A 25,872-nucleotide genomic window follows, 5' to 3' on the forward strand; every position below is an offset into this window, starting at 1 on the left:
CCAACAGGGTTGAGAGAGCGCTATATGGAAAGCTACTACCTCGACTGGGCCAACCTGCTGCTGCGCTGGGTCCACGTCATCACCGCCATCGCCTGGATCGGCGCCTCCTTCTACTTCGTGATGCTGGACAACAGCCTCGAGAAGCCGCAGGACCAGGAATCGCTCGACAAGGGCGTGGGCGGCGAGCAATGGGCCGTGCACGGCGGCGGCTTCTACAACAGCCAGAAGTACGCGCTGGCGCCCAAGAAGCTGCCCGACCATCTGCACTGGTCGTACTGGGAGAGCTATTCGACCTGGCTCACGGGCTTTGCGCTCTTCACGATGTCGTACCTGTGGAACGCGAGCACGTACCTCATCGACAAGAGCAAGATGGACTGGCAACCAGGCGCCGCCATTGCCGTGGCGCTGGCCTTCTTCGTCGTGTTCTGGATGGTCTACGACGGCATCTGCCAGATCTTCGGACGCCGCAAGAACGGCGACACCATCGTGGGCGTGCTGATCGCGGTCTTCATCGTCTTCGCGACCTGGCTGGCCTGCCAGTGGTTCGCGGGCCGCGCGGCCTTCTTGCTGGTGGGCGCCATGATGGCCACCACCATGAGCGGCAACGTGTTCTTCTGGATCATCCCGGGCCAGCGCAAGAACGTGAAGGCGCTGCGCGAAGGCCGGCCGGTCGATCCGGTGCATGGCCAGCGCGGCAAGCAGCGCAGCGTGCACAACACCTACTTCACGCTGCCGGTGCTGTTCGCGATGCTGAGCAACCACTACAGCTTCACCTACACGCACAAGTACAACTGGATCGTGCTGCTGCTGATCATGCTCGGCGGCGCGGCCATCCGGCAGTTCTTCGTGGTGCGCCACCGCTTCAAGCTGGGCAACGCGGGCAACCCGCTGCCCTACGCCATGGTCGGCATCGCGGTGCTGGGCCTGACCATCGTGTGGATGAAGCCCGAGCCGGCCGCCCCCGTCGCGGCCACCGCCGCCCAGGCCGTGCCCGCCGTGGCCTACCAGGACGTGCAGAAGGTGCTCGAGCAGCGCTGCTTCATGTGCCACGGCGCGGCCGTGCAGATGAAGAACGTGCGCGTCGACACGCCCGACCAGGTGACGGCGCATGCGCAGGCGATCTACCAGCAGGTCGTGGTGACCAAGATCATGCCGATGAACAACGCGACCAACATCACCGACGAAGAGCGGGCGTTGATCAGCCGCTGGTTCCAGGCCGGCGCCAAGACGAACTAGAGGACCGTGGCCTGCGAGGGCGGGCCACCGGTCGTCGCACAATCGCCGAATGGAGACAACACGCAAGCCATGACCGCATCGACCTCGCCCTCTGCAACTGCCGCTACGCCCGATCCGCGCGAAGCCCCGCGCGCCTTCCTCGAACACCTGTACCGCGTGGCGGTGGACCGCGCACTGCCGCTGTCCACGCTGGGCGCCCATCTGCCGAAACCGCCCAAGGGCCGCACCGTGGTGCTGGGCGCCGGCAAGGCCGGCGGCTCGATGGTGCAGGCGCTCGAAGCGCTGTGGCCGGCCGATGCCCCGCTGTCGGGCCTGGTCGTCACGCGCTATGACCACATCCCGCCGCGCCCCGAAGGCGTGCCGCAGCGCATCGAGATCGTCGAGGCCGCGCACCCCGTGCCCGACGCGGCCGGCCAGCAGGCGGCCGAGCGCATCCTGGCGCTCACGCAGGGCCTCACGGCCGACGACCTCGTGCTGTGCCTCATCTCCGGCGGCGGCTCGTCGCTGCTGGTGCTGCCGGCCGAAGGCCTCACGCTGGCCGACAAGCAGCGCATCAACAAGCAGCTGCTCGACAGCGGCGCCCACATCGGCGAGATGAACTGCGTGCGCAAGCACCTGTCGCGCATCAAGGGCGGCCGGCTCGCGGCGGCCTGCGCGCCGGCGCGCGTGGTCACGCTCACCATCAGCGACGTGCCCGGCGACGACCCGGCCGTGATCGCCAGCGGCCCCACCGTGCCCGACGCCACCACCTGCGCCGACGCGCTGGCCATCCTCGACCGCTACGGCATCGAGGTGCCGGCGCCCGTGCGCGCGCAGCTCGAAAGCGGCGCGCTCGAAACCCCCAAGCCCGACGACGTCGTGTTCGCCGGCCACAGCACCCACCTGATCGCCACGCCGCAGCAGTCGCTCGAAGCCGCCGCTGCGGCCGCGCGCGCCGCCGGCATCGGCGTGCACGTGCTGAGCGACGAAATGGAAGGCGAATCGCGCGAAGTGGGCAAGGTGCATGCGGCGCTCGCCCGCGCCGTGGCCCTGCGCGGCGAGCCCTTCGCCCGGCCCTGCGTCATCCTGTCGGGCGGCGAAACCACGGTCACCATCCGTCCGCGCCAGCCCGGCCAGGTCAAGGGCCGTGGCGGGCGGGCCGGCGAGTTCTGCCTGGGCCTGGCCGGCGCGCTCATGGGCCAGCCGCAGGTGTGGGCGCTGGCCGCCGACACCGACGGCATCGACGGCGTGGAAGACAACGCCGGCGCCTTCGTCACGCCCGACACCCTGGCGCGCGCCACGGCGCAGGGCAAAAAGCTGCCCGACCACCTCGACCGCAACGACGCCTACGGCTATTTCGATGCCATCGGCGACCTGTTCGTGACCGGTCCGACGAACACCAACGTCAACGACTTCCGCGCGATCCTCGTGCTGTAGGCGCGCCCCGGCCCCTGGCGGGGGCCGCCGGCAAGCTTTGTGAACTCAGGTTAATCTACGGCCCCGGCGGCACTTGGCCGCCGTTGTCGCATGCGCACCCCCACGGGGTGCCGCGCCGCGCGCCCGATTTCCCGTTTCGTTTTCACCATCCAGTCCTCGAAGGAAAGAGTTCGCCATGACCGCCACCTACACCGACACCCGCCTGCTGATCGACGGCCAATGGGTCGACGCCGCCGACGGCAAGACGCTCGACGTGCTGAACCCCGCCACCGGCAAGGCCATCGGCAAGGTGGCGCACGCCAGCATCGTCGACCTCGACCGCGCCCTGGCCGCCGCCCAGCGCGGCTTCGAAGCCTGGCGCGACACGCCCGCCAACGAGCGCGCCGCCGTGATGCGCCGCGCCGCCGGCCTGATCCGCGAACGCGCCCTGGACATCGCCAAGCTGCTGACGCAGGAACAAGGCAAGCCGCTGGGCGAGGCCAAGGTCGAAATGATGGCCGCCGCCGACATCATCGAGTGGTTCGCCGACGAAGGCCGCCGCGTGTACGGCCGCATCGTGCCCTCGCGCAACCTGGCCGCGCAGCAGCTGGTCATCAAGGAGCCGGTCGGCCCGGTCGCGGCCTTCACGCCGTGGAACTTCCCCGTCAACCAGATCGTGCGCAAGCTCGGCGCCGCACTCGCCACCGGCTGCTCCTTCCTGGTGAAGGCGCCCGAGGAAACCCCGGCCTCGCCGGCCGCGCTGCTCAAGGCTTTCGTCGACGCCGGCATTCCGGGCGGCGTGGTGGGCCTGGTGTTCGGCAACCCGGGCGAGATCTCGAGCTACCTCATCGCGCACCCGATCATCCGCAAGGTCACCTTCACCGGCTCGACCCCGGTCGGCAAGCAGCTGGCCGCGCTGGCTGGTTCGCACATGAAGCGCGTCACGATGGAACTGGGCGGCCACGCCCCGGTGATCGTGGCCGAAGACGCCGACGTGGCGCTGGCCGTCAAGGCCGCCGGTGCCGCCAAGTTCCGCAACGCGGGCCAGGTCTGCATCTCGCCGACCCGCTTCCTGGTGCACAACAGCCTGCGCCATGAGTTCGCGAGCCTGCTGGTCAAGCACGCCGAAGGCCTCAAGCTCGGCGACGGCCTGGTCGAAGGCACCAACCTCGGCCCGCTGGCCAACGCGCGCCGCCTCACGGCCATGGCCCATGTGCTGGAAGACGCGCGCAAGAAGGGCGCCACGGTCGCAACCGGCGGCGAACGCGTCGGCGACACCGGCAACTTCTTCGCGCCCACCGTCATCACCGACGTGCCGCTGGACGCCGACGTGTTCAACAACGAACCCTTCGGCCCCATCGCCGCCATCCGCGGCTTCGACACGCTCGAAGAAGCCATCACCGAAGCCAACCGCCTGCCGTTCGGCCTGGCCGGCTACGCCTTCACCAAGTCGATCAAGAGCGCGCACCTGCTGAGCCAGAAGCTCGAGCTGGGCATGCTGTGGATCAACCAGCCCGCCACGCCCTCGCCGGAAATGCCGTTCGGCGGCGTGAAGGATTCGGGCTACGGTTCGGAAGGTGGGCCCGAGGCGATCGAGGCGTACCTGAACACCAAGGCCGTTTCGATCCTCGGCGTTTAACTAGTCTTCGGCGGAGGCGTTCCAGAACGCCTGCTGGACACCCTCCAGGGTTTCCAGCTCCGCGATCACCTGGTCGAGCTCTTCGGGCTCGACCGCGGTGGCGTACAGCGTCGCCGCAATCTCCGTGTCGGCCTGCCCGAAGGCGTGCTGGTCGATGTCGCGCACCGGGTAGTTCGCGGCTTCCAGCTGCACCAGCAGCTGGTCCATCACCTCGGGCCGCGCCGCGCGCGAACAGATCACGCGCACCGTGTAGGTCGCCTCGCTCGATTCCTCGTGCACCGGACGGCGGTTGATGCGGTTCACCACCGGCCGCAGCAGCGTGTTGCTCGCGAGCACGAAGAGCGCGGCGATCAGCGCCTCGCCCAGCAGGTCGGCGCCCGCGCAGGCGCCCACCGCGGCCGACCCCCACAGCGTGGCGGCCGTGTTCAGGCCCGTGATGTTGGCGCCTTCCTTCATGATCGCGCCGGCACCGAGAAAACCGATGCCCGAGACCACGTAGGCGACCACGCGCACCGCGCCGTCGGGGCCGCCCAGGCGGGCTGCCATGTCGACGAACACGGCGGCGCCCACGGCCACCAGTGTGTTGGTGCGCAGCCCCGCGGTGCGCTGGCGCACCTGGCGCTCGAAGCCGATCAGCGAGCCCAGCAGAAAGGCCGCGCCCACGCTGACCAGCGTGTCCAGCAGCGAAGGCAGGTTGATGTGGCGAATGGCTTCCATGAGTGATCCTCCTGATCCTCTGTGTGCGAAGCAGGGTAGCGGCCTTGTGTGACAGCCGCGACCCTGCGTCCGCCGGGTGGTTCTTGTCTTACTGCCAGCCGTACTTGCGCGCGTACCAGCCCTTCACGGCCTGCGTCAGCGTCGCGTAGCCGACCAGCATCAGCACCAGCCACGGGAAGTACGCGAGCGGCAGCGCCTGCAGCTTGAAGTAGTGCGCCAGCGGTCCCATCGGCAGCCAGATGCCCACGGCCGCGATCGCCGCGCCCATGGCCAGCAGCGGCCAGGCCGCGCGGCTTTGCAGGAACGGGATCTTGCGGGTGCGGATCAGGTGCACGATCAGCGTCTGCGACAGCAGGCCCTCGATGAACCAGCCCGACTGGAACAGCGTCTGGTGCTCCACCGAGTTGGCTGCGAACACGAACCACATCACGGTGTAGGTCAGGATGTCGAACACCGAGCTCAGCGGCCCGAAGAACATCATGAAGCGGCCCAGGTCGGCCGGGTTCCAGCGCTGCGGCGTCTTCAGGAACTCTTCGTCCACGTTGTCGAACGGAATCGCGATCTGCGACACGTCGTACAGCAGGTTCTGCACCAGTAGGTGCAGCGGCAGCATCGGCAGGAAGGGCAGGAAGGCACTGGCCACCAGCACCGAGAAAACGTTGCCGAAGTTCGAGCTGGCCGTGATCTTGATGTACTTGAGCATGTTGGCGAAGGTGCGGCGGCCTTCGACCACGCCTTGCTCCAGCACCATCAGGCTCTTCTCGAGCAGGATGATGTCGGCCGATTCCTTGGCCACGTCCACCGCGCCGTCCACCGAGATGCCGATGTCGGCGGCGCGCAGCGCGGGCGCGTCGTTGATGCCGTCGCCCATGAAACCGACCACGTGGCCGTTGGCATGCAGCGCCTGCACGATGCGTTCCTTGTGCGCGGGCGTGAGCTTGGCGAACACCTGGCGCATTTCCACCACCTGCCGCAGCTCGGCCTCGTTCATGCGCTCGACCTCGTGGCCCAGCACCATGCGCCCGGCGTCGATGCCGACGTCGCCGCAGACCTTGCGCGTGACCAGTTCGTTGTCGCCGGTCAGCACCTTCACCGCCACGCCGTGCGCGGCCAGCGCCAGCAGCGCGGGCGCAGTCGATTCCTTCGGCGGATCGAGAAAGGCCACGTAGCCCAGCAGCGTGAGCCCCGCTTCGTCGGCCACGCTGTAGGCCGGCTTGCGCGCGTCAGCGTGCAGCGTGCGGCTGGCCACCGCTACCACGCGCAGGCCCTGGGCATTGAGCTCCGAGGCCACGCGGTGGATGCGCGCCATCACGTCGGCGTCGAGCGCGAGCACTTCGGCGCCGCGTTCGACCGCAGTGCACACCGACAGGATTTCTTCGAGCGCGCCCTTGCAGATCAGCAGGTGCTCGTCCTCGCCGTGCGCCACCACCACCGACATGCGGCGGCGCGAGAAGTCGAAGGGCACTTCGTCGACCTTGCGCCAGCCGGTCTGCAGCTGCGTGTCCAGCTGCACCTCGGCGTGGCTGAGCACGGCCTTGTCGAGCAGGTTCTTCAGCCCCGTCTGGTGAAAGCTGTTGAGATACGCCTGCTGCAGCACGTGGTCGGAGTCTTCGCCCCAGGCGTTGGTGTGGCGTTCGAGCACGATGCGGTCCTGCGTCAGCGTGCCGGTCTTGTCGGTGCACAGCACGTCCATCGCGCCGAAGTTGTGGATGGCTTCGAGCCGCTTCACGATCACCTTGCGGCGCGACATCACGACCGCGCCCTTGGCCAGCGTGGCCGTCACGATCATCGGCAGCATTTCGGGCGTGAGGCCGACCGCGATCGACAGCGCGAACAGCGCCGCCTCCCACCAGTCGCCCTTGGTCACGCCGTTGATCACCAGCACCAGCGGCGCCATCACCAGCATGAAGCGGATCAGCAGCCAGCTCACGCGGTTGATGCCGGCCTGGAAGGCGGTGGTGCCGCGGTCGGTCGCGCTCACGCGCTGGGCCAGCGCGCCGAAGAAGGTGCGCTCGCCGGTGTGCACGATCACCGCGGTGGCGGTGCCGCTGATCACGTTCGTGCCCATGAAGAGCAGGTTGTCGCGCTCCAGCACGCCGGCCTGGTGGTCGGCGGCGGTGGCTGCGAACTTCTCCACCGGCATCGATTCGCCGGTGAGCGCCGACTGGCTGATGAACAGGTCTTTCGCCGAGAGCAGGCGCGCGTCGGCCGGGATCATGTCGCCGGCCGACAGCGCGATCACGTCGCCGGGCACGAGGTCGCGCATCGGCACTTCGATGCGTTGCGTGCCGGCGTGCGCGAGGTCGAAGCCGTCGTCGCCGGCGCGGCCGGCCTTCTCGCCGGGCGCGGGACGCAGCACCGTCGAGGTGTTGCTGACCATCGCCTTGAGCCGGTCGGCGGCCTTGTTGGAGCGCGACTCCTGCAGGAAGCGCAGCACGGTCGACAGCAGCACCATGCTGCCGATCACCACCGTGGCCTTCGTGTCCTCGGTGATGTAGGAGACCAGCGCGAGCACGGTCAGCAGCAGGTTGAAGGGGTTGCGGTAGCACTGCCACAGGTGGTTCCACCACGGCAGCGGCTGTTCGTGGCGCACCTCGTTGCTGCCCAGCCGCTTGCGCAGCGCCAGTGCGTGCGCCTCGGTCAGGCCTTGCGACGAGCTGTTCAGGCGCACCAGCACCTCGCCCGCGTCGGTGTGCGAGGCGGCGGCCAGCGCCTTGGCGATCTCGGCCGGCATCGCGGCCGAGCCGAGGCTGCTGGGCTTGGCGCTCAGCAGCGTCTGCCAGCGCTCGAAGTGATGCCGCATGTGCCGGCTGCGCAGGAAGCTTTCGAAAAAGGACTTCAGGACGTTCTTCATTTTTTTTCTCCTGTGTGAGGGCGCTCAGCGGGCGAACGCCCAGGTGAGACCCAGCGTCCAGCCGCGCCGGCCGTCGTGGCGCAGGTCGCGGGCATGGCTGAGATCGACGTTGACGGACGGCGTGGCCGCCCAGCGCAGGCCGGCGCGCCAGGCATTGCGTCCGCCTTCGCGGAAGCGCTCGGCCACGAGCGACAGCGCGGGCAGGGCGGCCCATTCGAGCGCCGCGCCCGAGTGGCTGGTGCTCGGCTGCGCACGATGGAAGTCGCGGCCCAGGTTCAGGTGGGCGCGCCAGGCGTCGTCGAACTGCCAGGTGACGGGGATCACCACGCTGCTGTCGGCCAGGCGCAACGAGGCGCGGTCGCCTGTGCTGCGTTGCCACGAGGCCGAGGCCAGCACGCCGGTGCTCAGCGTGTCGGTGAGCGCGAAGGCCCACTTGATCTGCGGGCCGGCGCGCAGCGTGCGACCGTCGGCACCGCGCTCGCGTTCGAGGTTCAGGCCCAGCTCGACAGGGCCGACGCGGCAAGCCGGACCGAGGTGCACGAGGCGCTGGCCGCCCCAGGTCTCGATCTGGCACTGGCCCGGATCGAGGATGGCGGCGTCGTCCACCGAATGGTGTCCGCCGGCGGCGTGGGTCTGCGTGGCGGCCAGGCCGCAGAGCGTGGCGAGCCAGGCGCGGCTTGGCGCGCGGCGGCGGAAGGTAAGAGGGCGGGCGTTGGAACGGGCGGCCGTGGCCGTCCGCACGACACGCCGCAGGCGTTCGCGGGTCATGGGGGTTTCTCCTTCGGGTGCGGCGCGCCGCGAAGGAAGGAAACGCCCGTGACGACTTGCTTAATTACTCAGCAGTCAGCCGGCGGCGCTCCTCCGCAGCGCGGCAGGCTGCGAGGTGAATGGGGGATCGATCGGGCAGTGAAGGCGGCGCACAGCGGCGCAAGCAAGGGTCCGGGTCCATGAGGGCCTCCTGTTCTGTGGGGTGGCAGGGGCGGGCTTCAGCGGCGCGTGGTGCCGTGGCCGGACGGGTCGAGCAGCAGGAAGAAGCTGCGGATGCGGCGCGTGGTCCACAGCGCGGCGGCGCGGTCCAGGGCCTGCTCGTCGTCGACGTGCGGGGCCGGGCTCACGCGCACAGGCGCACCGGCGTGCGCCGACGGACGACCGTGCGACGGTCGCACCTGCGGATGCAACGGACGAATCTGAAACTGGCGCATGACAAGGCTCCTTCACGCTGAAGGGCCTCGCGCACGGACGCACGCAAGCTGACTGACAAAGTCAGCGACGAAGAACAACGGGAATCGGTAGGGGGAGCCGCTTGCCCGAGGGGCAAGGGGTTCGCGCTGCGGACACGGCGGCCGCAAGCGCGGGAGCTGCCTGCGCTAGAGGGCCGGGGGTGTCACGCCTGCCGAGGCACGCGTCTTGTCACTGATCCAACTGGCACTGTCCACGCACGGGGCTCCGAAATGATGATTTCCGGATTGTTGCACCGCATCATTGGCAGCGTCAACCCTTGGCATGAAGCAACAGGCTGCGTCGGGGCTGCGTGGCGTGGAGCCGGGCCTCGTTCGCGCTGCGTTCGATAGGGGCCGGAAACCAGCGGAAGATGTTCGAGTCGCTGCGCCAGCCGTTGCTGAAGCGCACGAACAGGAAGCCCGAGATGGCATTGCCCAGGTCGTCCACCGGAATGCCAGCGGCGCGCAGGGCCTCGACCTCTTGCGCGGCGCTCATGTCGAAGGGAAGTTTCAGCGTGATGCTCGCGCTGTGAAGACTGGGTCGGGGCATCGTGACCTCCTTTGCACTGACCATGGGCCGTAGTGAAGCGCAAGGAGTTGTGTCAGGCGATACCGAAGATATGGGAGCTGTCCATTGGAGAGAGGGGGTGCGATTCGCCCTCGCTCCCTCGTGGCATCCCCCGACCGGGGGATGTCAGGGGTAGGGTGGCCTATGCCGAATGCCTGCCCTCTGTGCCTATAGTCGACGCGCATGAACCCAAGCACCCCCGCCATCCTGTTCATCTGCACAGGCAACATCTGCCGTTCGCCGACCGCGCACGCACTGCTGCTCCACAAGGCGCAGCGCGCGGGCTTCGCGGTGGAGGTCGACAGCGCCGCCATCTCCGACGAGGAGCGCGGCAATCCGCCCGATCCACGCTCGGTGGCCGAGGCACTGCGGCGCGGCATCGCGATGCCCGCGCACCGCGCACGCCAGGTGCATGCGGCCGACTTCGAGCGCTTCGACTGGCTCATCGGCATGACGCAGCAGCACTGCGCCGCATTGCGCCGACGTGCGCCCGGCGATGCGGCGCGCAAGGTGCGCCTGCTCTCGGAGTTCGCCGATGCCATCGGCGGCGACGTGCCCGACCCGTGGTACGGCGGCCACCAGGCCTTCATCGAGGCCTTCGACCTGATCGACCTCGGCGTGGAAGGCCTGCTCGCGCAGCTGCGTCGCGACGCGGCCTGAACCTGGGGGCCTTGTTCAGCCCGTGCAGAGCGCGCGGATCGTCGGCGGAATCAGCACCGCGCGGATGCCGCCGCCTTCGCGCTTCGCGGCAAAGATCCGCACCTCTTCGCATTCGAGGATCAGGTCGTCACCGCGCGTCACGCGGTAGGTCTGCACGAAGCTCTTGTCGCGCCATTCGGTGATGCGCACCGCGATCTGCAGCGTGTCGCCGTAGCTGGCCGCCTTGACGAAGCGCGTGTGCGTGTCGACCAGCGGCGTGCCGATCACGCCGAGCGTCCGGGCGGTGTCTTCCCAGCGCGGCACGCCGCACTCGGCGAAGAAGTGGCGCGAGGCCGCGTCGATCCAGCGGAAGAAATTGGGAAACCAGACGATGCCGGCCGGGTCGCAGTCGCCGAACTCGACGCGTGCGGTGTAGACGACTTCCTTGCCGGAAGCGTCGGTGGGAGAGGGAGTGCTGCTCATCCGTCGATTGTCCCGGCTGCTCAGTCGGCCTTGATGCCGCGCTCGCGGATGAGTGCGCCGAAGCGCTGCGAGTCTGCCGCCGCACGGCGTTGGAAGTCGGCCGGCGTGCCCGGTGCCGGCTCGCCGCCGATGGCCGCGATGCGCTCCTTCACCGCCGGCAGCGCGAGCGCGCGGTTGACCTGCGTGTTGAGCTGCGCCACCACCTCGGGCGGCGTGCCGGCCGGTGCGTAGAAGCCGAACACCGTGTCGGCGTCGAAGCCGCGCAGGCCGGCCTCGTCGAGCGTGGGCACGTCGGGGAACTGCGAGGAGCGGTGCGGGCTGCCCACGGCCAGCAGCTTGAGCTTGCCGGCGCGCACCTGGTTCAGGGCAATGCCGGGGTCGAAGGCGTAGTCGATCTGGCCGGCCAGCAAATCTTGCAGCGCGGGCGCGGCGCCGCGGTAGGGCACGTGCAGCGCGAACAGACCGGCCTGGCTCTTGAACATCTCGCCCGCCAGGTGCGGCGAGCTGCCGTTGCCCGGCGAGCCGTACGAGAGCTTGCCGGGGTTGGCCTTGAGGTAGGCCATGAACGACTTCACGTCGGTCGGCGGCAGCGAGGGGCGCGTGACCAGGAACACCAGCACGCGCGCGGCCGCGGCCACGGGCACCAGGTCCTTCGCGGGGTCGAAGCTCATGCGCGCATACAGGTGCGGGTTCACCGACACCATGCCGCCCGAGCTCATGAGCAGCGTGTAGCCGTCGGCCGCCGCACGCGCCACGGCCTCGCCGCCGACGTTGCCGTTGGCGCCGCCGCGGTTCTCGATCACCACGGGCTGCTTCAGCGCCTCCTGCAGCGGCTGCGAGACAGCGCGCGCGAGCTGGTCGGCCGCGCCGCCGGCCGGGAAGTTGACGATCACCTTGATGGGCTTGGACGGCCAGGTGTCGGCATGCACGGCGGGCGCGCACAGGGCGGTGCTGGCCAGGGCGAGCGCCAGCAGCAGGCGGCGCGATGAAGCGGGGGTGGATGGGTTCATGGTTCTTTGTCTCCTCAGATCGTGGTCGTTGTCTTGGGCCGCTTCATCCAGCGGATGGGTTGCGCCTGCACCGGGCGCGGCGCGGCGCCGTGGCGCGTGAGCGCGGCATCGAGCGCCTTGCCGCCTTCGTCCGCGAGCGCGGCCTCGCGGGCCGCGGCGATCGCCTCGGCGCGCGCGGCGGGCTGCAGCGTGGCGCGGCCCGCGAGCTCGTCGATCACGTGCAGCAGGTTGTGCTTGCCGCGTTCGTTGGTGCTGCCGTAGCCCTTGATGAGCCGGCCGCACAGCGCCAGCTCGCGGCCCAGCGCCCAGTGCGCGCGCGTGCCGGTTTCGACGGCGGCGAGCCAGCGCTCGATCAGCGCCTGCTCTTCGGCAAAGCGGCTGCCGCGCCGGCGCAGCCAGGTGAGCGAGGCCAGCAGCCGCAGCGAGGCCATGCCGAGTACCGAATGGCTGCCCACCTGCAGCGGCAAGGCCCACGGCGCAAGTCCGCGCGACTGGCGGGCGCGGTCCCAGGCGGTCACGCGGCGCGCGAGCGACGGCGGCAGCAGCGCTGCGAACTCGGGCGCGCCGGGCTTGAAGTGGTCGAAGACCTTCACGAGGTCGTCGTCGCCCGCGCGCACTTCCTGACGCACGCGCTGCGCGCGGCTGGCACGGCCCTTCAGCGCGGCGACGCGCACGATGTCGTCGAAGGCCATCCACAGCGCCAGCCAGCGCGCCATTTCGCGCGTGACCGCGAAGCCCTGCGCGCCCGACGGGTCGGCGGCGCGCTCGGCCTCGAGCACCCGCGCGAGACGATCGGCGTACAGCGCGGCGTAGGCGCTGTCCTGGTAGTCGCGCACCCGCGCATGGCCCAGCGTGAGCATGTCGTGCACGGCGGGCGGAAAGCGGCGCGCCACCTCGTCGGGCAGGGCCTGCGGCGGCGGGGGTGCGTCGCGCGTGTCGTCGCCGGCCAGCACGCCCTGCACGAAGGCGGCCTGGGCGCGCGGCGCGCGCACGGCCTCGAAGGCGGCGGCAAAGCCGCGCAGGCTGGCGGCGGCCATCTTGCCGAGCTTGTCGGGCGCGGCTTCGTCGCCGCCGCGCACCGCGCGCTCGTAGGCCTCGCGCGGGAACGGGAAGAGGCCGCTGCCCGCGATCGCGCCCAGCATCACGGCGCTGACCACCGTGCCGGCCTCGCGCGCCATGGCGCCCATGTCGAGCACGTGGTGCTCGCGGCTGAAGGCCTTGACCACGTCGAGCAGTCGCTGCGCGTCGGCGCGGCCGTCGCCGGGAACCATGCGCTCGGCCGTGGTGAGCACGCGCGCCGACGAGCTGATGACCAGCGTGCGCAGCGGCGCGCTCATGCCGTTGCCGATCTGGCGCGTGGTCTCCAGCAGCTCCGACGAGACGATCGCGTCGAGCGCGCCCGGCACCGGGCCCAGGCTGAACACCGGGCGCCGGCCGCCCAGCTGCGCCATCGGCACCGGGAACACTTCGAGGTAGTAGGTGGTGGCGCCGGTGCGCTGCGCCACGCCGGGGATCGACGTGCTCTGCGCCGCGTAGCCCGCGTGCCGCGCGGCGTCGACCAGCCATTCGGTGAGCACGCCGCCGCCTTCGCCGCCGAGGGCGCACACGAGCAGGGTGGTGGGACGGTTCTGTTCCATGTCTCGGTTCTCTTTCATGCCGGGCGCAGGGCGCCGACGATCGCGCTGCGCAGGCCGTGCAGCAGGCGTTCGTGCCATTTCGGGTTCTGCACCACCTCGGCGCGGTAGAAGCTCGGGCACAGCGTGGCCGCGTGCGCGTTGGCGCCGCACAGGCCGCAGCCCACGCAGCCGTCGATGACCACGGCCACCGGGTCGACCTTCAGCGGATCGGGGTTGTCCTTGAGCGTGAGCGTGGGGCAGCCCGACAGGCGGATGCAGGCGTGGTCGCCGTTGCACACGTCCTCGTCGACGCCGTACTTCACGCGCACCACGCGCTTGCCTTTTTTCAGCAGGCCGGCGATCCACGGCTTGATGCGGCGCTGCCGCTCCAGCTGGCACTCGCCCTCGGCGATCACCACCTTCAGGCCGTTGAAGTCGCTCGTGAGCGCCTCGGTGAGCGTCTTGCGCATGCGCTCCACGTCGTAGGTGGTCACGGTGCGCATCCACTGCACGCCCAGGCCCTTCAGCGTGGCCTCGATGGTCTGGTTCTTGTCGACCAGGCTCTGCTGCTTGTCGACGGCGCGTTCCTTGATCTCGTCGTCGGGCGTGGAGATGATGTCCTGCGTGCCGGTGGCCGAGGTGTAGCCGTTCTTGAAGATCAGCAGCACCGCGTCGTCGTCGTTGAAGAGCGCGCTCTGCACGCCGGTGAGCAGGCCGTTGTGCCAGAAGCCGCCGTCGCCCATGATCGACAGCGTGCGCCGGTTCATCATCGGCGCCACGCCGGCGCGGCTGGCCAGGCTCATGCCGTAGCCGAGGATCGAGTGGCCCATCGAAAACGGCTCGAAGGTGCCGAAGGCGTGGCAGCCGATGTCGGCCGCGATGTGCACCGGCCCCGTCTCCTGCTGCGCGAGCTTGAGCGCCGAGAACACCGGCCGCTCGGGGCAGCCCACGCAGAAGCTCGGTGGGCGGTTGGGCAGCGGCGCATCGAGCCGGCGCGCCACCGCCTCGCGGCGTTCGCGGTTGCCGGCCAGCCAGGCCTGCGCCGACGTGGCGGCTTCGCTCGCGCCCAGGTAGCGCTCGGCAAAGGCCGCGAGGCCCCCCGACAGCACTTCCACGCCGTACTCGCCGGCCGGCGGCAGCAGGTCCTTGCCGTGCAGAGGGGTCTGGATGTCGCGCCGGCGCAGCAGCGTGGCGATGTCCTGCTCGATGTACTCGGGCTGGCCTTCTTCCACCACCAGCACCGCACGCTTGCCCACGCAGAAGTCGGCCACCTGCTCGGGCACCAGCGGATAGGTCACGTTGAGCACCAGGATCGGGATGTCGGTGTCGCCGAAGGCATCGGCCAGGCCCTGCTGCTGCAGGCTGCGGATCAGCGCGTTGTACAGGCCGCCCTGCACCACGATGCCCAGGTCGGGGTGGCGCCGGCCGGGCATCAGCTCGTTGAGGCCGTTCGCCACGATGTGGCGGCGCGCGGCCGGCATGCGCTCGTCGCCCTTGAGTTTTTCGTGGCGGAAGGTGACGGGCGGGTGCGCCAGGCGCATGTAGTCGAAGCCCGCGGGCTCGTCCATCAGCGCGCGCGTGGACACGGCGGGCGCGATGTTGTCCTTGCAGTCGAAGCTGCCGCGCACGTGGCAGGTGCGGATGCGCAGCTCCATCAGGCAGGGCATGCTCGAGGCCTCCGACAGCTGGAAGCCCTGCTCGACCATGCGCACCATCACGCCCAGGTCGGGCCGCGGATCGAGCAGGCACATGCTCGACTTGAGCGCGTAGGCGTGCGTGCGCTCCTGGATCACGCTGGCGCCTTCGCCGTAGTCCTCGCCCACCACGATCAGCACGCCGCCCGTCACGCCCGGCGACGACAGGTTGGACAGCGCATCGGCCGCCACGTTGGTGCCGACGATCGACTTCCAGGTGACGGCGCCGCGCAGCGGGTAGTGGATGGAGGCGCCGAGCATCGCCGCCGCCGAGGCCTCGTTGGAGCAGGCCTCGACGTGCACGCCCAGCTCGTCCATGTAGGCCTTGCCTTGCACCATCACGTCCAGCAGGTGCGACACCGGCGCGCCCTGGTAGCCGCCGACGTAGGCCACGCCCGACTGCAGCAGGCCCTTGGTGATCGCGAGGATGCCCTCGCCGTGGAAGGTGTCGCCCGCGCCCAGGCGCAGCATTTCCACTTCCTTGCTGAATGAAACTTCCATCGTGTCTCGTGCTTCTTGTCGTGGGGAGAACGCGGGAGTGTGGGCGGGCCTGCGTCATACTTCAATGCAATGAGCCAGCTATCGAATATGAATGGCGTGCATATTGATTCGGTCGACCTCAACCTGCTGCGGCTGTTCGACGCCGTCTACCGCACCCGCAACGTGAGCCGCGCCGCCGAGGCGCTGGGCCTCACGCAGCCGGCGGCCAGCCACGGCCTCACGCGGCTGCGCCTGCTCCTGGGCGACGCGCTGTTCACGCGCAGCCTCGGCGGCGTGGCGCCCACGCCGCGCGCCGAGCGGCTGGCGGTGCCCGTGCAGTCGGCGCTGGCCATGCTGCAGCAGGCGCTGGCCGAGCCCGAGCGCTTCGACCCCGCCGCCTCGCGCAAGCTCTTTCGCATCCACATGAGCGACATCGGCGAGGGCCGCTTCCTGCCCGCGCTGATGGCGCGGCTGCGCGAGCTGGCGCCGGGCGTGCGCGTGGAGACCATGCCGCTCGCGCCGGGCGAGATCGCCACCGCGCTGGACAGCGGCAGGGTCGACTTCGCCTTCGGCTTTTTGCCGCACGTGGAGGACACCCAGCGCACGCAGCTGCTGAAAGACCGCTACATCGTGCTGCTGCGCCACGACCACCCCTTCGTGAAGCGCCGGCGCAGCGGCCAGACGCTGCTCGCCGCGCTGCACGAGCTCGACTACGTGGCCGTGCGCACCCACGCCGACACGCTGCGCATCCTGCAGCTGCTGAACCTCGAAGACCGCCTGCGCCTGACGACCGAGCACTTCATGGTGCTGCCGGCCATCGTGCGCGCCACCGACCTGGCGGTGGTGATGCCGCGCAACATCGCGCGCGGCTTCGCGGCCGAGGGCGGCTACGCCATCGTCGAGCCGCCGTTTCCGCTGCGCGACTTCACCGTGTCGCTGCACTGGAGCAAGCGCTTCGAGGCCGACCCGGGCAACCGGTGGTTGCGGCAGGTGATCGTGGCGTTGTTCTCGGAAAAGGCCTGAAGCGGCGGCGTCCGATTCATGTGGTGGTCAGGTTGGGCGTGCAACCATCGACGGGCTCATTGCCAGAGCGTCGGTTGACTGGCAGCGTGCCCCGGTGTCCTGTGCATGCGCCCCGAGCCGCAGCGCCCCCAAGCCAGCAGAACCCCATGAAGAAACGCATCCCCTCCTTCCTGCGTCACGTCGGCCCCGGCGTCGTCACCGGCGCGGCCGACGACGACCCGTCGGGCATCGCCACCTACACCCAGGCCGGGGCCCAGTTCGGCACCGGCCTGCTGTGGACCGTGTTCCTGTCGCTGCCGTTCATGGTGGCCATCCAGCTCGTGTCGGCCCGCATCGGCCGCGTCACCGGCAAGGGCGTCGCGGCCAATCTGCGCGAGCACATGCCGCGCGGTTTCCTCGTCACGCTGGTGGCGCTGCTGGTGGTGGCCAACACCATCAACATCGCGGCCGACATCGCCGCCATGGGCGAGGCCCTGCAGCTGGTGGTGGGCGGCGGCGCGCACTTCCACTCGCTGATCTTCGGCGTGGTCACCGTGCTGCTGCAGGTGTTCGTGCCGTACCGCAAGCTGGCCCACATCCTCAAGTGGCTCACGCTCACCCTGTTCGCCTACGTGGCGGCCGTGTTCGTGGTGCAGGTGCCGTGGGTGCAGGTGCTGCACGACCTCGTCGTGCCGAAGCTGCAGTGGCGCGGCGACTACTGGATGATGCTCGTGGCGCTGCTGGGCACCACCATCTCGCCCTACCTGTTCTTCTGGCAGGCCTCGCAGGAAGTCGAGGAACGGCGCCTGAAGGGCGGGCGGCGCGGCACCGACAAGCAGGTGCGCCACGACCTGCGGCGCGTGCGCATCGACACCTGGATGGGCATGACCTTCTCCAACCTCATCGCGTTCTTCGTGATGGTGGTCGGGGCCGCCGTGCTGTACGCGGGCGGCGTGCACGACGTGACCTCCGCGGCGCAGGCCGCCGAGGCGCTGCGCCCGCTGGCCGGCGACTTCGCGTTCTGGCTGTTCGCCGGCGGCATCGTCGCCACCGGGCTGCTGGCCGTGCCGGTGCTGGCCTCGTCGGCGGCCTACGCGGTGGCCGAGGCCTTCGGCTGGGAAGAGGGGCTCGAGCGGCACTGGCGCGAGGCCAAGGAGTTCTACGCCATCATCGCCGTGGCCACCCTGGTGGGCACGGGGCTCGACTTCACGCCCGTCGACCCCATGAAGGCGCTGTACTGGAGCGCGGTCATCAACGGCGTGGTGGCGGTGCCGATCATGGCGGCCATGATGGTCCTGGTGACCCGCGAGAAGGTGATGGGGGCGTTCACCTCCGGGCGGCGAATCCGCTGGCTCGGCTGGGGCGGCACCGCGCTGATGGGCTTCGCCGCGCTGATGATGGGCTGGGACATGGTGCACTGAGCGCCGTCGCCAAGGGCTCGGCGGGCGCGGTATTCTCGGGTGGCCGCCCCGCGGCGTTTCCGTTGCCCTGATGTCCCCCCGCATGTCCGTTTCTTCCTTCCCCTCCCACGCCTTCTTCCACCGCCTCGCGCGCCGTCGCGCGTGCTGACGGCGTCCGCGGTGCAGGCGGTGCTTTCCGGCGCCGTCCCGGTGCTCATCTTCATGGCCTGCGTGGGCTTGGCCACCTACGCGCAGAACCTCACGGGCTTTGCGTTCAGCCTCATCCTGCTGGGCCTCGTGTCGGTGTTCGACATCGCCAGCGTGAACGACGCGGCCAATGCCGCGACCGTGCTGAGCCTCATCAACGCCTGGACCTACTTCCGCGCGCGCCCCGGCCCCGTGCCCTGGCAGCTGATGAAGCCCGCGCTCAACGGCAGCACCGTCGGCGTGATCGTCGGGCTCATGCTGCTCGTGTGGCTCAGCGGCAGCGCCGTGTCGTGGCTGCGGGGCCTGCTGGGCGTGTCGATTCTGATCTGCGCCGTGCTGCTGATGCTGCAGGGCAAGCCGCTGCCGGCCGTGTCGGGCCGCACCAGCTTCGCCCTCATCGGCGGGCTCTCGGGCGTGCTGGGCGGGCTGTTTTCCGCCTCCGGCCCGCCCATCGTCTTCCACATGTACCGCCAGCCGCTGGACCGCGAACTCGTGCGCCGCGCGCTGCTGCTGATGTTCGCCTTCAACTCGCTCGTGCGGCTCGTCATCGTGGTGCCCACGGGCCACTTCTCGTGGCACTCGGCGCTGCTGGCCGGCTGCGCCATGCCCGTGGTCTACGCCGCGACGCGGCTGCACCATCGCCTGCCCAACAAGCTGCAACCGCGCACCTTGCAATGGCTGGTCGCCGGGCTGCTTTTCGTGGCCGGCGTGACGCTGCTTGCCACCGCCTGGACCGCCATCGCACACGGCTGAAAAACGGCTGAAAACCCTCGGTTTCCGGCGTGGCCCGGGAATTGCAACGTCAATCCAAGGGTTTCCCCGGACGTGGCATACCGACCCTCACATACGCGTTATGGGCGTGCCCGTATGCAAGACCCCACGCAAGCCGCTAACGTCCATGACTGGCCCACGACGGGCCGCCCACGAGCCTGAAAAAGCATGAGCACCGAGAGCAGCAGCAATCCGATTCAACCGATCCGCTTCTTCCATCGCGGAAAGATCGTCGACGTCAGCGGGGTCCATCCGACCCGCTCGGTGCTCGACTGGCTGCGCGAGGACGCGCGCTGCACCGGCACCAAGGAAGGCTGCAACGAAGGCGACTGCGGCGCCTGCACCGTCGTCATCGGCGAGCTGGCCACCGACGCCCACGCGCCCGGCGCAGTCGACGGCCTGCAGTTGCAGACCGTCAACGCCTGCATCCAGTTTTTGCCCACGCTGCACGGCAAGGCGCTGTTCACGGTCGAAGACCTCAAGGGCCAGTGCGCGTCGCAGTGCAAGCCCAAGGCCGAAGCCCCGGCCAAGCACGCCGTTCACCCGCTGCACCCTGTGCAGCAGGCCATGGTCGACTGCCACGGCTCGCAGTGCGGCTTCTGCACGCCGGGCTTCGTGATGTCGCTGTGGGCCACCTACGAACACCACCAGGCCGAGGGCACGCAGCCCACGCGCCAGCAGCTGGCCGACGACCTGTCGGGCAACCTGTGCCGCTGCACCGGCTACCGCCCGATCCTCGACGCCGGCCAGCGCATGTTCGATCTGCCGGCCGTGCGCCTGGACACTGCCCCCGTGGTGGCCGCGCTCACCGCGCTGAAGAACGACGGCCTGGACTACGCGGCCCCGCTCGGCGCCCGCATCGACCACTTCCACGCCCCCAAGACCATCGCACAGCTCGCCGCGCTGCGCGTGCAGAAGCCGCGCGCCCAGCTGCTGGCCGGCTCGACCGACGTCGGCCTGTGGGTCAACAAGCAGTTCCGCGACCTCGGCGACATCATCTATGTCGGCGACGTGGCCGAGATGAAGACGGTCGAAGAGCGCGCCGACGAGCTCTACATCGGCGCCGGCGCCTCGCTCGAAGCCGCCTTCGGCGCGCTGGTCGAGCGCGTACCCAGCCTGGCCGACGTGTGGCTGCGCTTTGCCTCGCCGCCGATCCGCCACGCGGGCACCATGGGCGGCAACGTCGCCAACGGCTCGCCCATCGGCGACTCGCCGCCGGTGCTGATGTCGCTGGATGCCGAGATCGAACTGCGCCGCGGCGACGTCGTGCGCCGCATGCCGCTGCCCGCGTTCTACCTCGACTACATGAAGAACGAGCTGCAGCCCGGCGAGTTCGTGCAGGGCCTGGCCGTGCCGCTGGCCGCCATGCGCCGCCAGGTGCGCGCCTACAAGATCAGCAAGCGCTTCGACTGCGACATCTCGGCGCTGTGCGCGGGCTTCGCCATCGAATTGGAAGCCGGCAGCGACACGGTGAAGGCCGTGCGCCTGGCCTTCGGCGGCATGGCCGCCACCGTCAAGCGCGCCGCCAACGCCGAAGCCGCGCTCGTGGGCAAGCCCTGGACGCAGGCCAGCGTGGCCACCGCCAAGCTGGCGCTGGCGCAAGACTTCAAGCCGCTCTCCGACATGCGGGCCTCGGCCGACTACCGCCTGCAGGTGGCGCAGAACCTGATCCAGCGCCTGTGGCTCGAAACCCGCACGCAGGACGCGCTGTCCATCGAAGAAACCAGCGTCTGGAGCGTGATGCCCCATGTCGTTGCCAAGGTTGCGGCGGAAGGACTCTGACCATGAACAAACCCATCGACGCCCGCCTGCTGCAGCCCGCCGAGGCCTTTGCCGACTACCTGAAGAACACCGCCGCCCGCATCGACGTGGGCGCCGAAGCGCTGGCCCACGGCCGCGGCATGCGCGTGGGCATCAGCCGCCCGCACGAGTCGGCGCACCTGCACGTGGCCGGCGAGGCGACCTACATCGACGACATTCCCGAACTCGCCGGCACGCTGCACTGCGCGCTGGGCCTGTCGCCGGTCGCCAACGGCCGCGTGACGGCGCTGTCGCTCGACGCCATCCGCGCCATGCCCGGCGTGGTCACGGTGCTCACCGCCGACGACATTCCCGGCACCAACGACTGCGGCTCGATCATTCACGACGACCCGATCCTGCTGCCCGTGAACGACGGCGGCGAGATCCGCTACCTCGGCCAGCCCGTGTTCGCCGTGATCGCCGAAACGCGCGATGCCGCGCGCCGCGCCGCCGCCAAGGCCAAGGACGCGCTGACCATCGAGGCGCAGCCGCCCGTGCTCACGCCGCAGGACGCGCATGCGCGCGGCCAGTACGTGGTGCCGCCGATGCACATCGTGCGCAGCGGCGGGGCCGCCAACGAAGGCGACGAGGCCGCCGTGCGCGCCGCCATCGCGAAGGCACCGCACCGCCACACCGCCACGCTCGACGTCGGCGGGCAGGAGCAGTTCTACCTCGAAGGCCAGATCAGCTACGCCATCCCGAAAGAGGGCGGCACGCTGCACATCCACTGCTCGACGCAGCACCCGAGCGAGATGCAGCACCTGGTGGCGCACGCGCTGCACCTGTCCTCGAACGAAGTGCATGTGGAATGCCGACGCATGGGCGGCGGCTTCGGTGGCAAGGAATCGCAGTCGGCGCTGTTCGCCTGCGTGGCGGCCATTGCGGCGCGCCAGCTGCAGCGCCCCGTGAAGCTGCGGCTGGACCGCGACGACGACTTCATGATCACCGGCCGTCGCCACTGCTTCTGGTACGAGTACGAGGTGGGCTACGACGACGAGGGCCGCATCCTCGGCGCCGAGATCACGATGGTGTCGCGCGCCGGCCATTCGGCCGACCTGTCGGGCCCGGTGATGACGCGCGCGCTGTGCCACTTCGATAACGCCTACTGGCTGCCCAACGTGAGCATGCACGGCTTCTCGGGCAAGACCAACACGCAGAGCAACACCGCGTTCCGCGGCTTCGGCGGCCCGCAGGGCGCCATCGCCATCGAGAACATCATGGACTCGGTGGCGCGCGAACTGAAGCGCGACCCGCTCGACGTGCGGCGCGTCAACTTCTACGGCAAGGGCGAGAACAACGTCACGCCCTACCGCCAGACCGTGACCGACAACATCGTCCACGAACTCGTGGCCGAGCTGGAAGAAACCAGCGACTACCGCCTGCGCCGCGAAGAGATCGCCGCCTTCAACGCCAAGAGCCCGGTGCTCAAGCGCGGCCTGGCGCTGGCGCCGCTGAAGTTCGGCATCTCGTTCAACGTGAAGCACTTCAACCAGGCCGGCGCGCTGGTGCATGTGTACACCGACGGCTCGATCCTCGTGAACCATGGCGGCACTGAGATGGGCCAGGGCCTGAACACCAAGGTGGCGCAGGTGGTGGCGCACGAGCTGGGCGTGAGCTTCGAGCGCGTGCGCGTCACCGCGACCGACACGACCAAGGTGGCCAACACCTCGGCCACGGCCGCCTCGACCGGTGCCGACCTGAACGGCAAGGCCGCGCAGGACGCCGCCCGCCAGATCCGCGAACGCCTGGCCGCCTGCGCCGCCGAGCGCCATGGCGGCAACGCTGCCGACGTGCGCTTTGCCAACGACCAGGTCGAGGTGAACGGCCGCACGCTGGCCTTCAGCACCGTGGTGGGCGAGGCGTATCTCGACCGCAAGCAGCTGTGGTCCGACGGCTTCTACGCCACGCCCGGCCTGAGCTGGGACAAGGACAAGATGCAGGGCCGCCCGTTCTACTACTACGCCTACGGCGCGGCGGTGAGCGAAGTGGTGGTCGACACGCTCACCGGCGAATGGAAGCTGCTGCGCGCCGACATCCTGCACGACGCGGGCAAGTCGCTGAACCCGGCCGTGGACATCGGCCAGGTCGAGGGCGCCTTCATCCAGGGCATGGGCTGGCTCACCACCGAGGAGCTGGTGTGGCATCCGCAAAGCGGCAAGCTCACCACGCACGCGCCGAGCACCTACAAGATCCCGACGGCCAACGACTGCCCGCCGGTGTTCAACGTGCGCCTGTTCGAGGGCCAGAACTTCGAAGACTCGATTCACCGCAGCAAGGCCGTGGGCGAACCGCCGCTGTTGCTGCCGTTCTCGGTGTTCTTCGCGATCCGCGATGCCGTGTCGGCCGCGGGCGGGCACCGGGTCGATCCGCCGCTGAAGGCGCCGGCCACGAGCGAATCCATCCTCCGCGCCCTGACCGCGGTGCAGGCAGCCTCTGGCGAATGAGCACCGGCCGTGCTCGCACGGTCCGAGCGTCCTTCCGTTCTCCAAATGCTGCGCTGTATAACTGTTCGCACAGACAAGAAAGGTGTGAACAGCCATGAGAGACCAGGCGCTTTTCGACAAGATCGACCTTCATCTGATTCGGGTGCTTCATACCGTGCTGACCGACCGCAGCGTCTCGCGCGCCGCCATCCGCCTGGGCATGTACCAGCCGGCCGTCTCGGCCGCGCTGAAGCGCCTGCGCGAGCTGTCGGGCGACCCGCTGCTGGTGCGTTCGGGCTCGGGCATGGTGCCCACCGACGCGGGGCTGCGCATGATCGAGCCCGCGGCCAGCATCCTGCGAGCGGCCGAGATGCTGTTCTCGGATGCGCGGGGTTTCGAGCCGCAGTCGGCGGCCACGACCTTCCGCATCGCGGCCAGCGACTACATGGACCCGCTGTTCCTGCCGATGCTGGTGGCGCAGGTCAAGCGCGAGGCGCCGCTGTGCCAGATCGAGATCCATGCGCTCTCGCCCGATTCGGACTACCACGGGCACCTCGCGCTCGGGCAGGTCGACCTGGTGATCGGCAACTGGCTCAAGCCGCCGGAAGACCTGCACATGGCGCGCCTCTTCGGCGACGAGGTGGTGTCGCTGGTCAACCAGGACCATCCGGCGGTGCGCCGCGGCTGGGACCTGGAAACCTGGCTGGCGGCCGAGCACATCGCGCCCACGCCCATGCACCCGGGCGGGCGCGGCATCATCGACCAGATGCTCGACGAGCTGGGCCGGCAGCGCAACATCACGGCGCGCTGCGCGCACTTCAGCCTCATCCCGGACATGGTGGCCTCGAGCCTGCTCGTGCTCACCACCGGGCGCCAGTACTGCGAGCGCTTTGCCGCACGGCTGCCCGTGAAGATTCTCGAGTGCCCGGCCGCGCTGCCGCGCCTCATGTACTACCAGCTCTGGCACGAACGTACCCATTCGTCGAGTTCCGCGCGCTGGCTGCGCGAATGCATCAAGGGCGTGGCGGCGTCGCTGCGGCCCGGCTTCGATGCCGCGCCTGCCGTCACTGCCCGAGCCCTGCCGGCTGAGCCGCTTTCCGATCCTCCCTGAGCCCTCCGTCGCGCCGGCGTCGCGACCGAGGCAACGATGAACGAACCGCCACATACAACAGCTGGAGACAAGCGAAATGAACAGGTATGAAGAGGTGCCCAAGGCCACCACTCCCCGGGCCGCCGGGGCCACCGAGGCGGCGCCGTTGCGTGCGGCCACCGCACCGGCCAACGCCGGTCTGCTGGAACGCTTTTTCAAGCTGACCGAGCACAACACCACCGTGCGCACCGAAGTCATCGCAGGGCTGACCACCTTCCTGACGATGGCCTACATCATCTTCGTGAACCCCTCGATCCTCGGGGACGCGGGCATGCCCAAGGGCGCGGTCTTCGTCGCCACCTGCCTGATCGCGGCCATCGGCACGCTGATCATGGGCCTGTACGCCAACTACCCGATCGCCATGGCGCCGGGCATGGGCCTGAACGCCTATTTCGCCTACGTGGTCGTGCTCGGCATGGGCTACACGTGGCAGACCGCGCTGGGCGCGGTGTTCATCTCGGGCTGTCTGTTCCTGATCGTGACGGTCACCGGGTTGCGGGAGCTGTTCATCGCGGGCATACCGCAGTCCTTGCGAACGGCGATTACCGTGGGCATCGGCATGTTCCTGGCGCTCATCGCGCTCAAGAGCGCGGGCGTGGTCGCGGCTTCGCCGGCCACCTTCGTCACGCTGGGCGACCTGCACTCGGCGCCCGTGATCCTGGCGACCATCGGCTTCCTCATGATCGTGGCGCTCGACCGGCTCAAGGTGCGCGGCGCGATCCTGATCGGCATCCTCACGGTGACGGTGCTGTCGTTCTTCTTCGGCGGCAACAAGTTCCACGGCGTGTTCGACGCACCGCCGTCCATCGCGCCCACCTTCATGCAACTGGACATCCTGAGCGCGCTCAAGGGCGGCATCCTGAACGTGGTGCTGGTGTTCTTCCTGGTCGAGATGTTCGACGCCACCGGCACGCTGATGGGCGTGGCCAAGCGCGCCGGCCTGCTGGTGCCGGGCAAGATGGAGCGCATGAACAAGGCGCTGCTGGCCGACAGCGGCGCGATCTTCGCGGGCTCGCTGCTGGGCACCTCGAGCACCACGGCGTATGTGGAAAGCGCGGCCGGCGTGCAAGCCGGTGGCCGCACCGGTCTCACGGCCGTGGTGGTGGCGGTGCTGTTCCTGGCCTGCCTGATGATCTCGCCGCTGGCGGGCTCGGTGCCGGCCTACGCCACCGCACCGGCACTGCTGTTCGTGGGCTGCCTGATGCTGCGCGACCTGGTCGAGCTCGACTGGGAAGACACCACCGAGGTGATCCCGGCCGCCGTCACGGCGCTGGCCATGCCCTTCACCTACTCGATCGCCAACGGCCTGGCCTTCGGCTTCATCACCTACGCCGTGCTCAAGCTGTGCACCGGCCGGGCACGGGAAGTGCATGCGATGGTGTGGGTGATCGCGGCGATCTTCCTGTTCAAGTTCGCCTACATCGGCGGACACTGAAGGACGCGCCGTCGGGCGCCGATGGTCGCGGGGACGCCCGGGCCTGTAAACACTGTGTTTTGGTGCCGCGTTGGCCGGCAAAGGGGCTGGATGCAAGGCGCCCGCGCGCAGCAAGGCTTCTGCCTTGCAAGCG

At 69.5% G+C, this 25,872-nt stretch carries 20 protein-coding genes; 11 read left to right on the forward strand and 9 right to left on the reverse strand.

Annotated elements, in window-relative coordinates; translation table 11 throughout:
• Positions 1–24 precede the first annotated feature (24 nt).
• From AC07XP_RS15955 to AC07XP_RS15965, 3 genes are all read left to right on the forward strand, one after another.
• Complete coding sequence (locus tag AC07XP_RS15955; protein ID WP_495265215.1) at positions 25–1,236, forward strand: urate hydroxylase PuuD; 1,212 nt, start codon at positions 25–27, stop codon at positions 1,234–1,236.
• Positions 1,237–1,305: 69 nt separating this feature from the next.
• Entirely contained in the window at positions 1,306–2,652 is a 1,347-nt protein-coding gene (locus AC07XP_RS15960) for a glycerate kinase type-2 family protein (RefSeq protein WP_495265216.1), read from the forward strand.
• Positions 2,653–2,827: 175 nt separating this feature from the next.
• Entirely contained in the window at positions 2,828–4,270 is a 1,443-nt protein-coding gene (locus tag AC07XP_RS15965) for an NAD-dependent succinate-semialdehyde dehydrogenase (protein ID WP_095946746.1), read from the forward strand.
• On the opposite strand, the gene AC07XP_RS15970 is transcribed toward AC07XP_RS15965, so the two are convergent.
• The 5 genes from AC07XP_RS15970 to AC07XP_RS15990 form a co-directional block, all read right to left on the reverse strand.
• Positions 4,271–4,987: an MgtC/SapB family protein gene (locus AC07XP_RS15970; RefSeq protein WP_062480849.1), complete on the reverse strand. Its 717-nt coding sequence runs from the start codon at positions 4,985–4,987 to the stop codon at positions 4,271–4,273. It lies immediately after the preceding gene.
• 88 nt (positions 4,988–5,075) lie between these two features.
• Positions 5,076–7,841 carry a magnesium-translocating P-type ATPase gene (gene mgtA / locus AC07XP_RS15975; protein WP_495265217.1) on the reverse strand — a complete coding sequence of 922 codons (2,766 nt, stop codon included), beginning with the start codon at positions 7,839–7,841 and terminating at the stop codon, positions 5,076–5,078.
• A gap of 24 nt (positions 7,842–7,865) precedes the next feature.
• Positions 7,866–8,609, reverse strand: coding sequence for a PA4824 family protein (locus AC07XP_RS15980; protein ID WP_495265218.1), 744 nt, complete (start codon positions 8,607–8,609; stop codon positions 7,866–7,868).
• Between the two features lie 218 nt (positions 8,610–8,827).
• Positions 8,828–9,043 carry a hypothetical protein gene (locus AC07XP_RS15985; RefSeq protein WP_495265219.1) on the reverse strand — a complete coding sequence of 72 codons (216 nt, stop codon included), beginning with the start codon at positions 9,041–9,043 and terminating at the stop codon, positions 8,828–8,830.
• A 289-nt stretch (positions 9,044–9,332) separates the two neighbouring features.
• A complete protein-coding gene (locus tag AC07XP_RS15990) occupies positions 9,333–9,611 on the reverse strand; it encodes a hypothetical protein (RefSeq protein ID WP_235926727.1) in 279 nt (92 codons plus the stop codon).
• A 201-nt stretch (positions 9,612–9,812) separates the two neighbouring features.
• Between AC07XP_RS15990 and AC07XP_RS15995 the strand changes: the two genes are divergently transcribed.
• Complete coding sequence (locus AC07XP_RS15995; protein WP_495265220.1) at positions 9,813–10,289, forward strand: low molecular weight protein-tyrosine-phosphatase; 477 nt, start codon at positions 9,813–9,815, stop codon at positions 10,287–10,289.
• Between the two features lie 15 nt (positions 10,290–10,304).
• Here the strand turns inward: AC07XP_RS15995 and AC07XP_RS16000 are convergent, their stop codons facing one another.
• Genes AC07XP_RS16000 through AC07XP_RS16015 form a run of 4 tightly spaced genes read right to left on the reverse strand, consistent with a single transcriptional unit; the run spans position 10,305 to position 15,572 of the window.
• Positions 10,305–10,751: an acyl-CoA thioesterase gene (locus AC07XP_RS16000; RefSeq protein WP_495265221.1), complete on the reverse strand. Its 447-nt coding sequence runs from the start codon at positions 10,749–10,751 to the stop codon at positions 10,305–10,307.
• Positions 10,752–10,771: 20 nt separating this feature from the next.
• Entirely contained in the window at positions 10,772–11,761 is a 990-nt protein-coding gene (locus tag AC07XP_RS16005) for a Bug family tripartite tricarboxylate transporter substrate binding protein (protein ID WP_369631867.1), read from the reverse strand.
• Positions 11,762–11,775: 14 nt separating this feature from the next.
• Positions 11,776–13,398 carry an indolepyruvate oxidoreductase subunit beta family protein gene (locus AC07XP_RS16010; protein ID WP_495265222.1) on the reverse strand — a complete coding sequence of 541 codons (1,623 nt, stop codon included), beginning with the start codon at positions 13,396–13,398 and terminating at the stop codon, positions 11,776–11,778.
• A gap of 14 nt (positions 13,399–13,412) precedes the next feature.
• Positions 13,413–15,572: a thiamine pyrophosphate-dependent enzyme gene (locus tag AC07XP_RS16015; RefSeq protein WP_495265223.1), complete on the reverse strand. Its 2,160-nt coding sequence runs from the start codon at positions 15,570–15,572 to the stop codon at positions 13,413–13,415.
• Positions 15,573–15,659: 87 nt separating this feature from the next.
• Between AC07XP_RS16015 and AC07XP_RS16020 the strand changes: the two genes are divergently transcribed.
• The 7 genes from AC07XP_RS16020 to AC07XP_RS16050 all read left to right on the forward strand — a co-directional run bounded on the left by AC07XP_RS16020 (position 15,660) and on the right by AC07XP_RS16050 (position 25,739).
• Positions 15,660–16,574, forward strand: a complete 915-nt coding sequence (locus AC07XP_RS16020; RefSeq protein WP_495265224.1) for a LysR family transcriptional regulator — start codon at positions 15,660–15,662, stop codon at positions 16,572–16,574.
• Between the two features lie 146 nt (positions 16,575–16,720).
• Entirely contained in the window at positions 16,721–17,974 is a 1,254-nt protein-coding gene (locus AC07XP_RS16025; RefSeq protein WP_495265225.1) for an NRAMP family divalent metal transporter, read from the forward strand.
• Between the two features lie 141 nt (positions 17,975–18,115).
• Positions 18,116–18,913, forward strand: coding sequence for a TSUP family transporter (locus AC07XP_RS16030; RefSeq protein WP_495265226.1), 798 nt, complete (start codon positions 18,116–18,118; stop codon positions 18,911–18,913).
• A 186-nt stretch (positions 18,914–19,099) separates the two neighbouring features.
• Positions 19,100–20,713, forward strand: coding sequence for a xanthine dehydrogenase small subunit (gene xdhA / locus AC07XP_RS16035; protein ID WP_495265227.1), 1,614 nt, complete (start codon positions 19,100–19,102; stop codon positions 20,711–20,713).
• Positions 20,714–20,715: 2 nt separating this feature from the next.
• A complete protein-coding gene (gene xdhB / locus AC07XP_RS16040) occupies positions 20,716–23,175 on the forward strand; it encodes a xanthine dehydrogenase molybdopterin binding subunit (RefSeq protein WP_495265228.1) in 2,460 nt (819 codons plus the stop codon).
• A gap of 94 nt (positions 23,176–23,269) precedes the next feature.
• Entirely contained in the window at positions 23,270–24,265 is a 996-nt protein-coding gene (locus AC07XP_RS16045; RefSeq protein WP_495265229.1) for a LysR family transcriptional regulator, read from the forward strand.
• Between the two features lie 76 nt (positions 24,266–24,341).
• The gene (locus AC07XP_RS16050) at positions 24,342–25,739 is read left to right on the forward strand and encodes an NCS2 family permease (protein ID WP_062477503.1); all 1,398 of its coding nucleotides are present in this window, start codon (positions 24,342–24,344) and stop codon (positions 25,737–25,739) included.
• Positions 25,740–25,872: the final 133 nt, after the last annotated feature.

It is taken from the genome of Variovorax sp. GW531-E2 (assembly GCF_059423125.1).

Coding starts and splice junctions, on each gene's coding strand:
- mgtA (WP_495265217.1), bottom strand. CDS start 7,841: ATGAAGAACGTCCTGAAGTCCTTTTTCGAAAGCTTCCTGCGCAGCCGG.
- xdhA (WP_495265227.1), top strand. CDS start 19,100: ATGAGCACCGAGAGCAGCAGCAATCCGATTCAACCGATCCGCTTCTTC.
- AC07XP_RS15990 (WP_235926727.1), bottom strand. CDS start 9,611: ATGCCCCGACCCAGTCTTCACAGCGCGAGCATCACGCTGAAACTTCCC.
- AC07XP_RS16015 (WP_495265223.1), bottom strand. CDS start 15,572: ATGGAAGTTTCATTCAGCAAGGAAGTGGAAATGCTGCGCCTGGGCGCG.
- AC07XP_RS15970 (WP_062480849.1), bottom strand. CDS start 4,987: ATGGAAGCCATTCGCCACATCAACCTGCCTTCGCTGCTGGACACGCTG.
- AC07XP_RS16000 (WP_495265221.1), bottom strand. CDS start 10,751: ATGAGCAGCACTCCCTCTCCCACCGACGCTTCCGGCAAGGAAGTCGTC.
- AC07XP_RS15965 (WP_095946746.1), top strand. CDS start 2,828: ATGACCGCCACCTACACCGACACCCGCCTGCTGATCGACGGCCAATGG.
- xdhB (WP_495265228.1), top strand. CDS start 20,716: ATGAACAAACCCATCGACGCCCGCCTGCTGCAGCCCGCCGAGGCCTTT.
- AC07XP_RS16010 (WP_495265222.1), bottom strand. CDS start 13,398: ATGGAACAGAACCGTCCCACCACCCTGCTCGTGTGCGCCCTCGGCGGC.
- AC07XP_RS15995 (WP_495265220.1), top strand. CDS start 9,813: ATGAACCCAAGCACCCCCGCCATCCTGTTCATCTGCACAGGCAACATC.
- AC07XP_RS16045 (WP_495265229.1), top strand. CDS start 23,270: ATGAGAGACCAGGCGCTTTTCGACAAGATCGACCTTCATCTGATTCGG.
- AC07XP_RS16050 (WP_062477503.1), top strand. CDS start 24,342: ATGAACAGGTATGAAGAGGTGCCCAAGGCCACCACTCCCCGGGCCGCC.
- AC07XP_RS15980 (WP_495265218.1), bottom strand. CDS start 8,609: ATGACCCGCGAACGCCTGCGGCGTGTCGTGCGGACGGCCACGGCCGCC.
- AC07XP_RS15960 (WP_495265216.1), top strand. CDS start 1,306: ATGACCGCATCGACCTCGCCCTCTGCAACTGCCGCTACGCCCGATCCG.
- AC07XP_RS16025 (WP_495265225.1), top strand. CDS start 16,721: ATGAAGAAACGCATCCCCTCCTTCCTGCGTCACGTCGGCCCCGGCGTC.
- AC07XP_RS16020 (WP_495265224.1), top strand. CDS start 15,660: ATGAATGGCGTGCATATTGATTCGGTCGACCTCAACCTGCTGCGGCTG.
- AC07XP_RS15985 (WP_495265219.1), bottom strand. CDS start 9,043: ATGCGCCAGTTTCAGATTCGTCCGTTGCATCCGCAGGTGCGACCGTCG.
- AC07XP_RS16005 (WP_369631867.1), bottom strand. CDS start 11,761: ATGAACCCATCCACCCCCGCTTCATCGCGCCGCCTGCTGCTGGCGCTC.
- AC07XP_RS15955 (WP_495265215.1), top strand. CDS start 25: ATGGAAAGCTACTACCTCGACTGGGCCAACCTGCTGCTGCGCTGGGTC.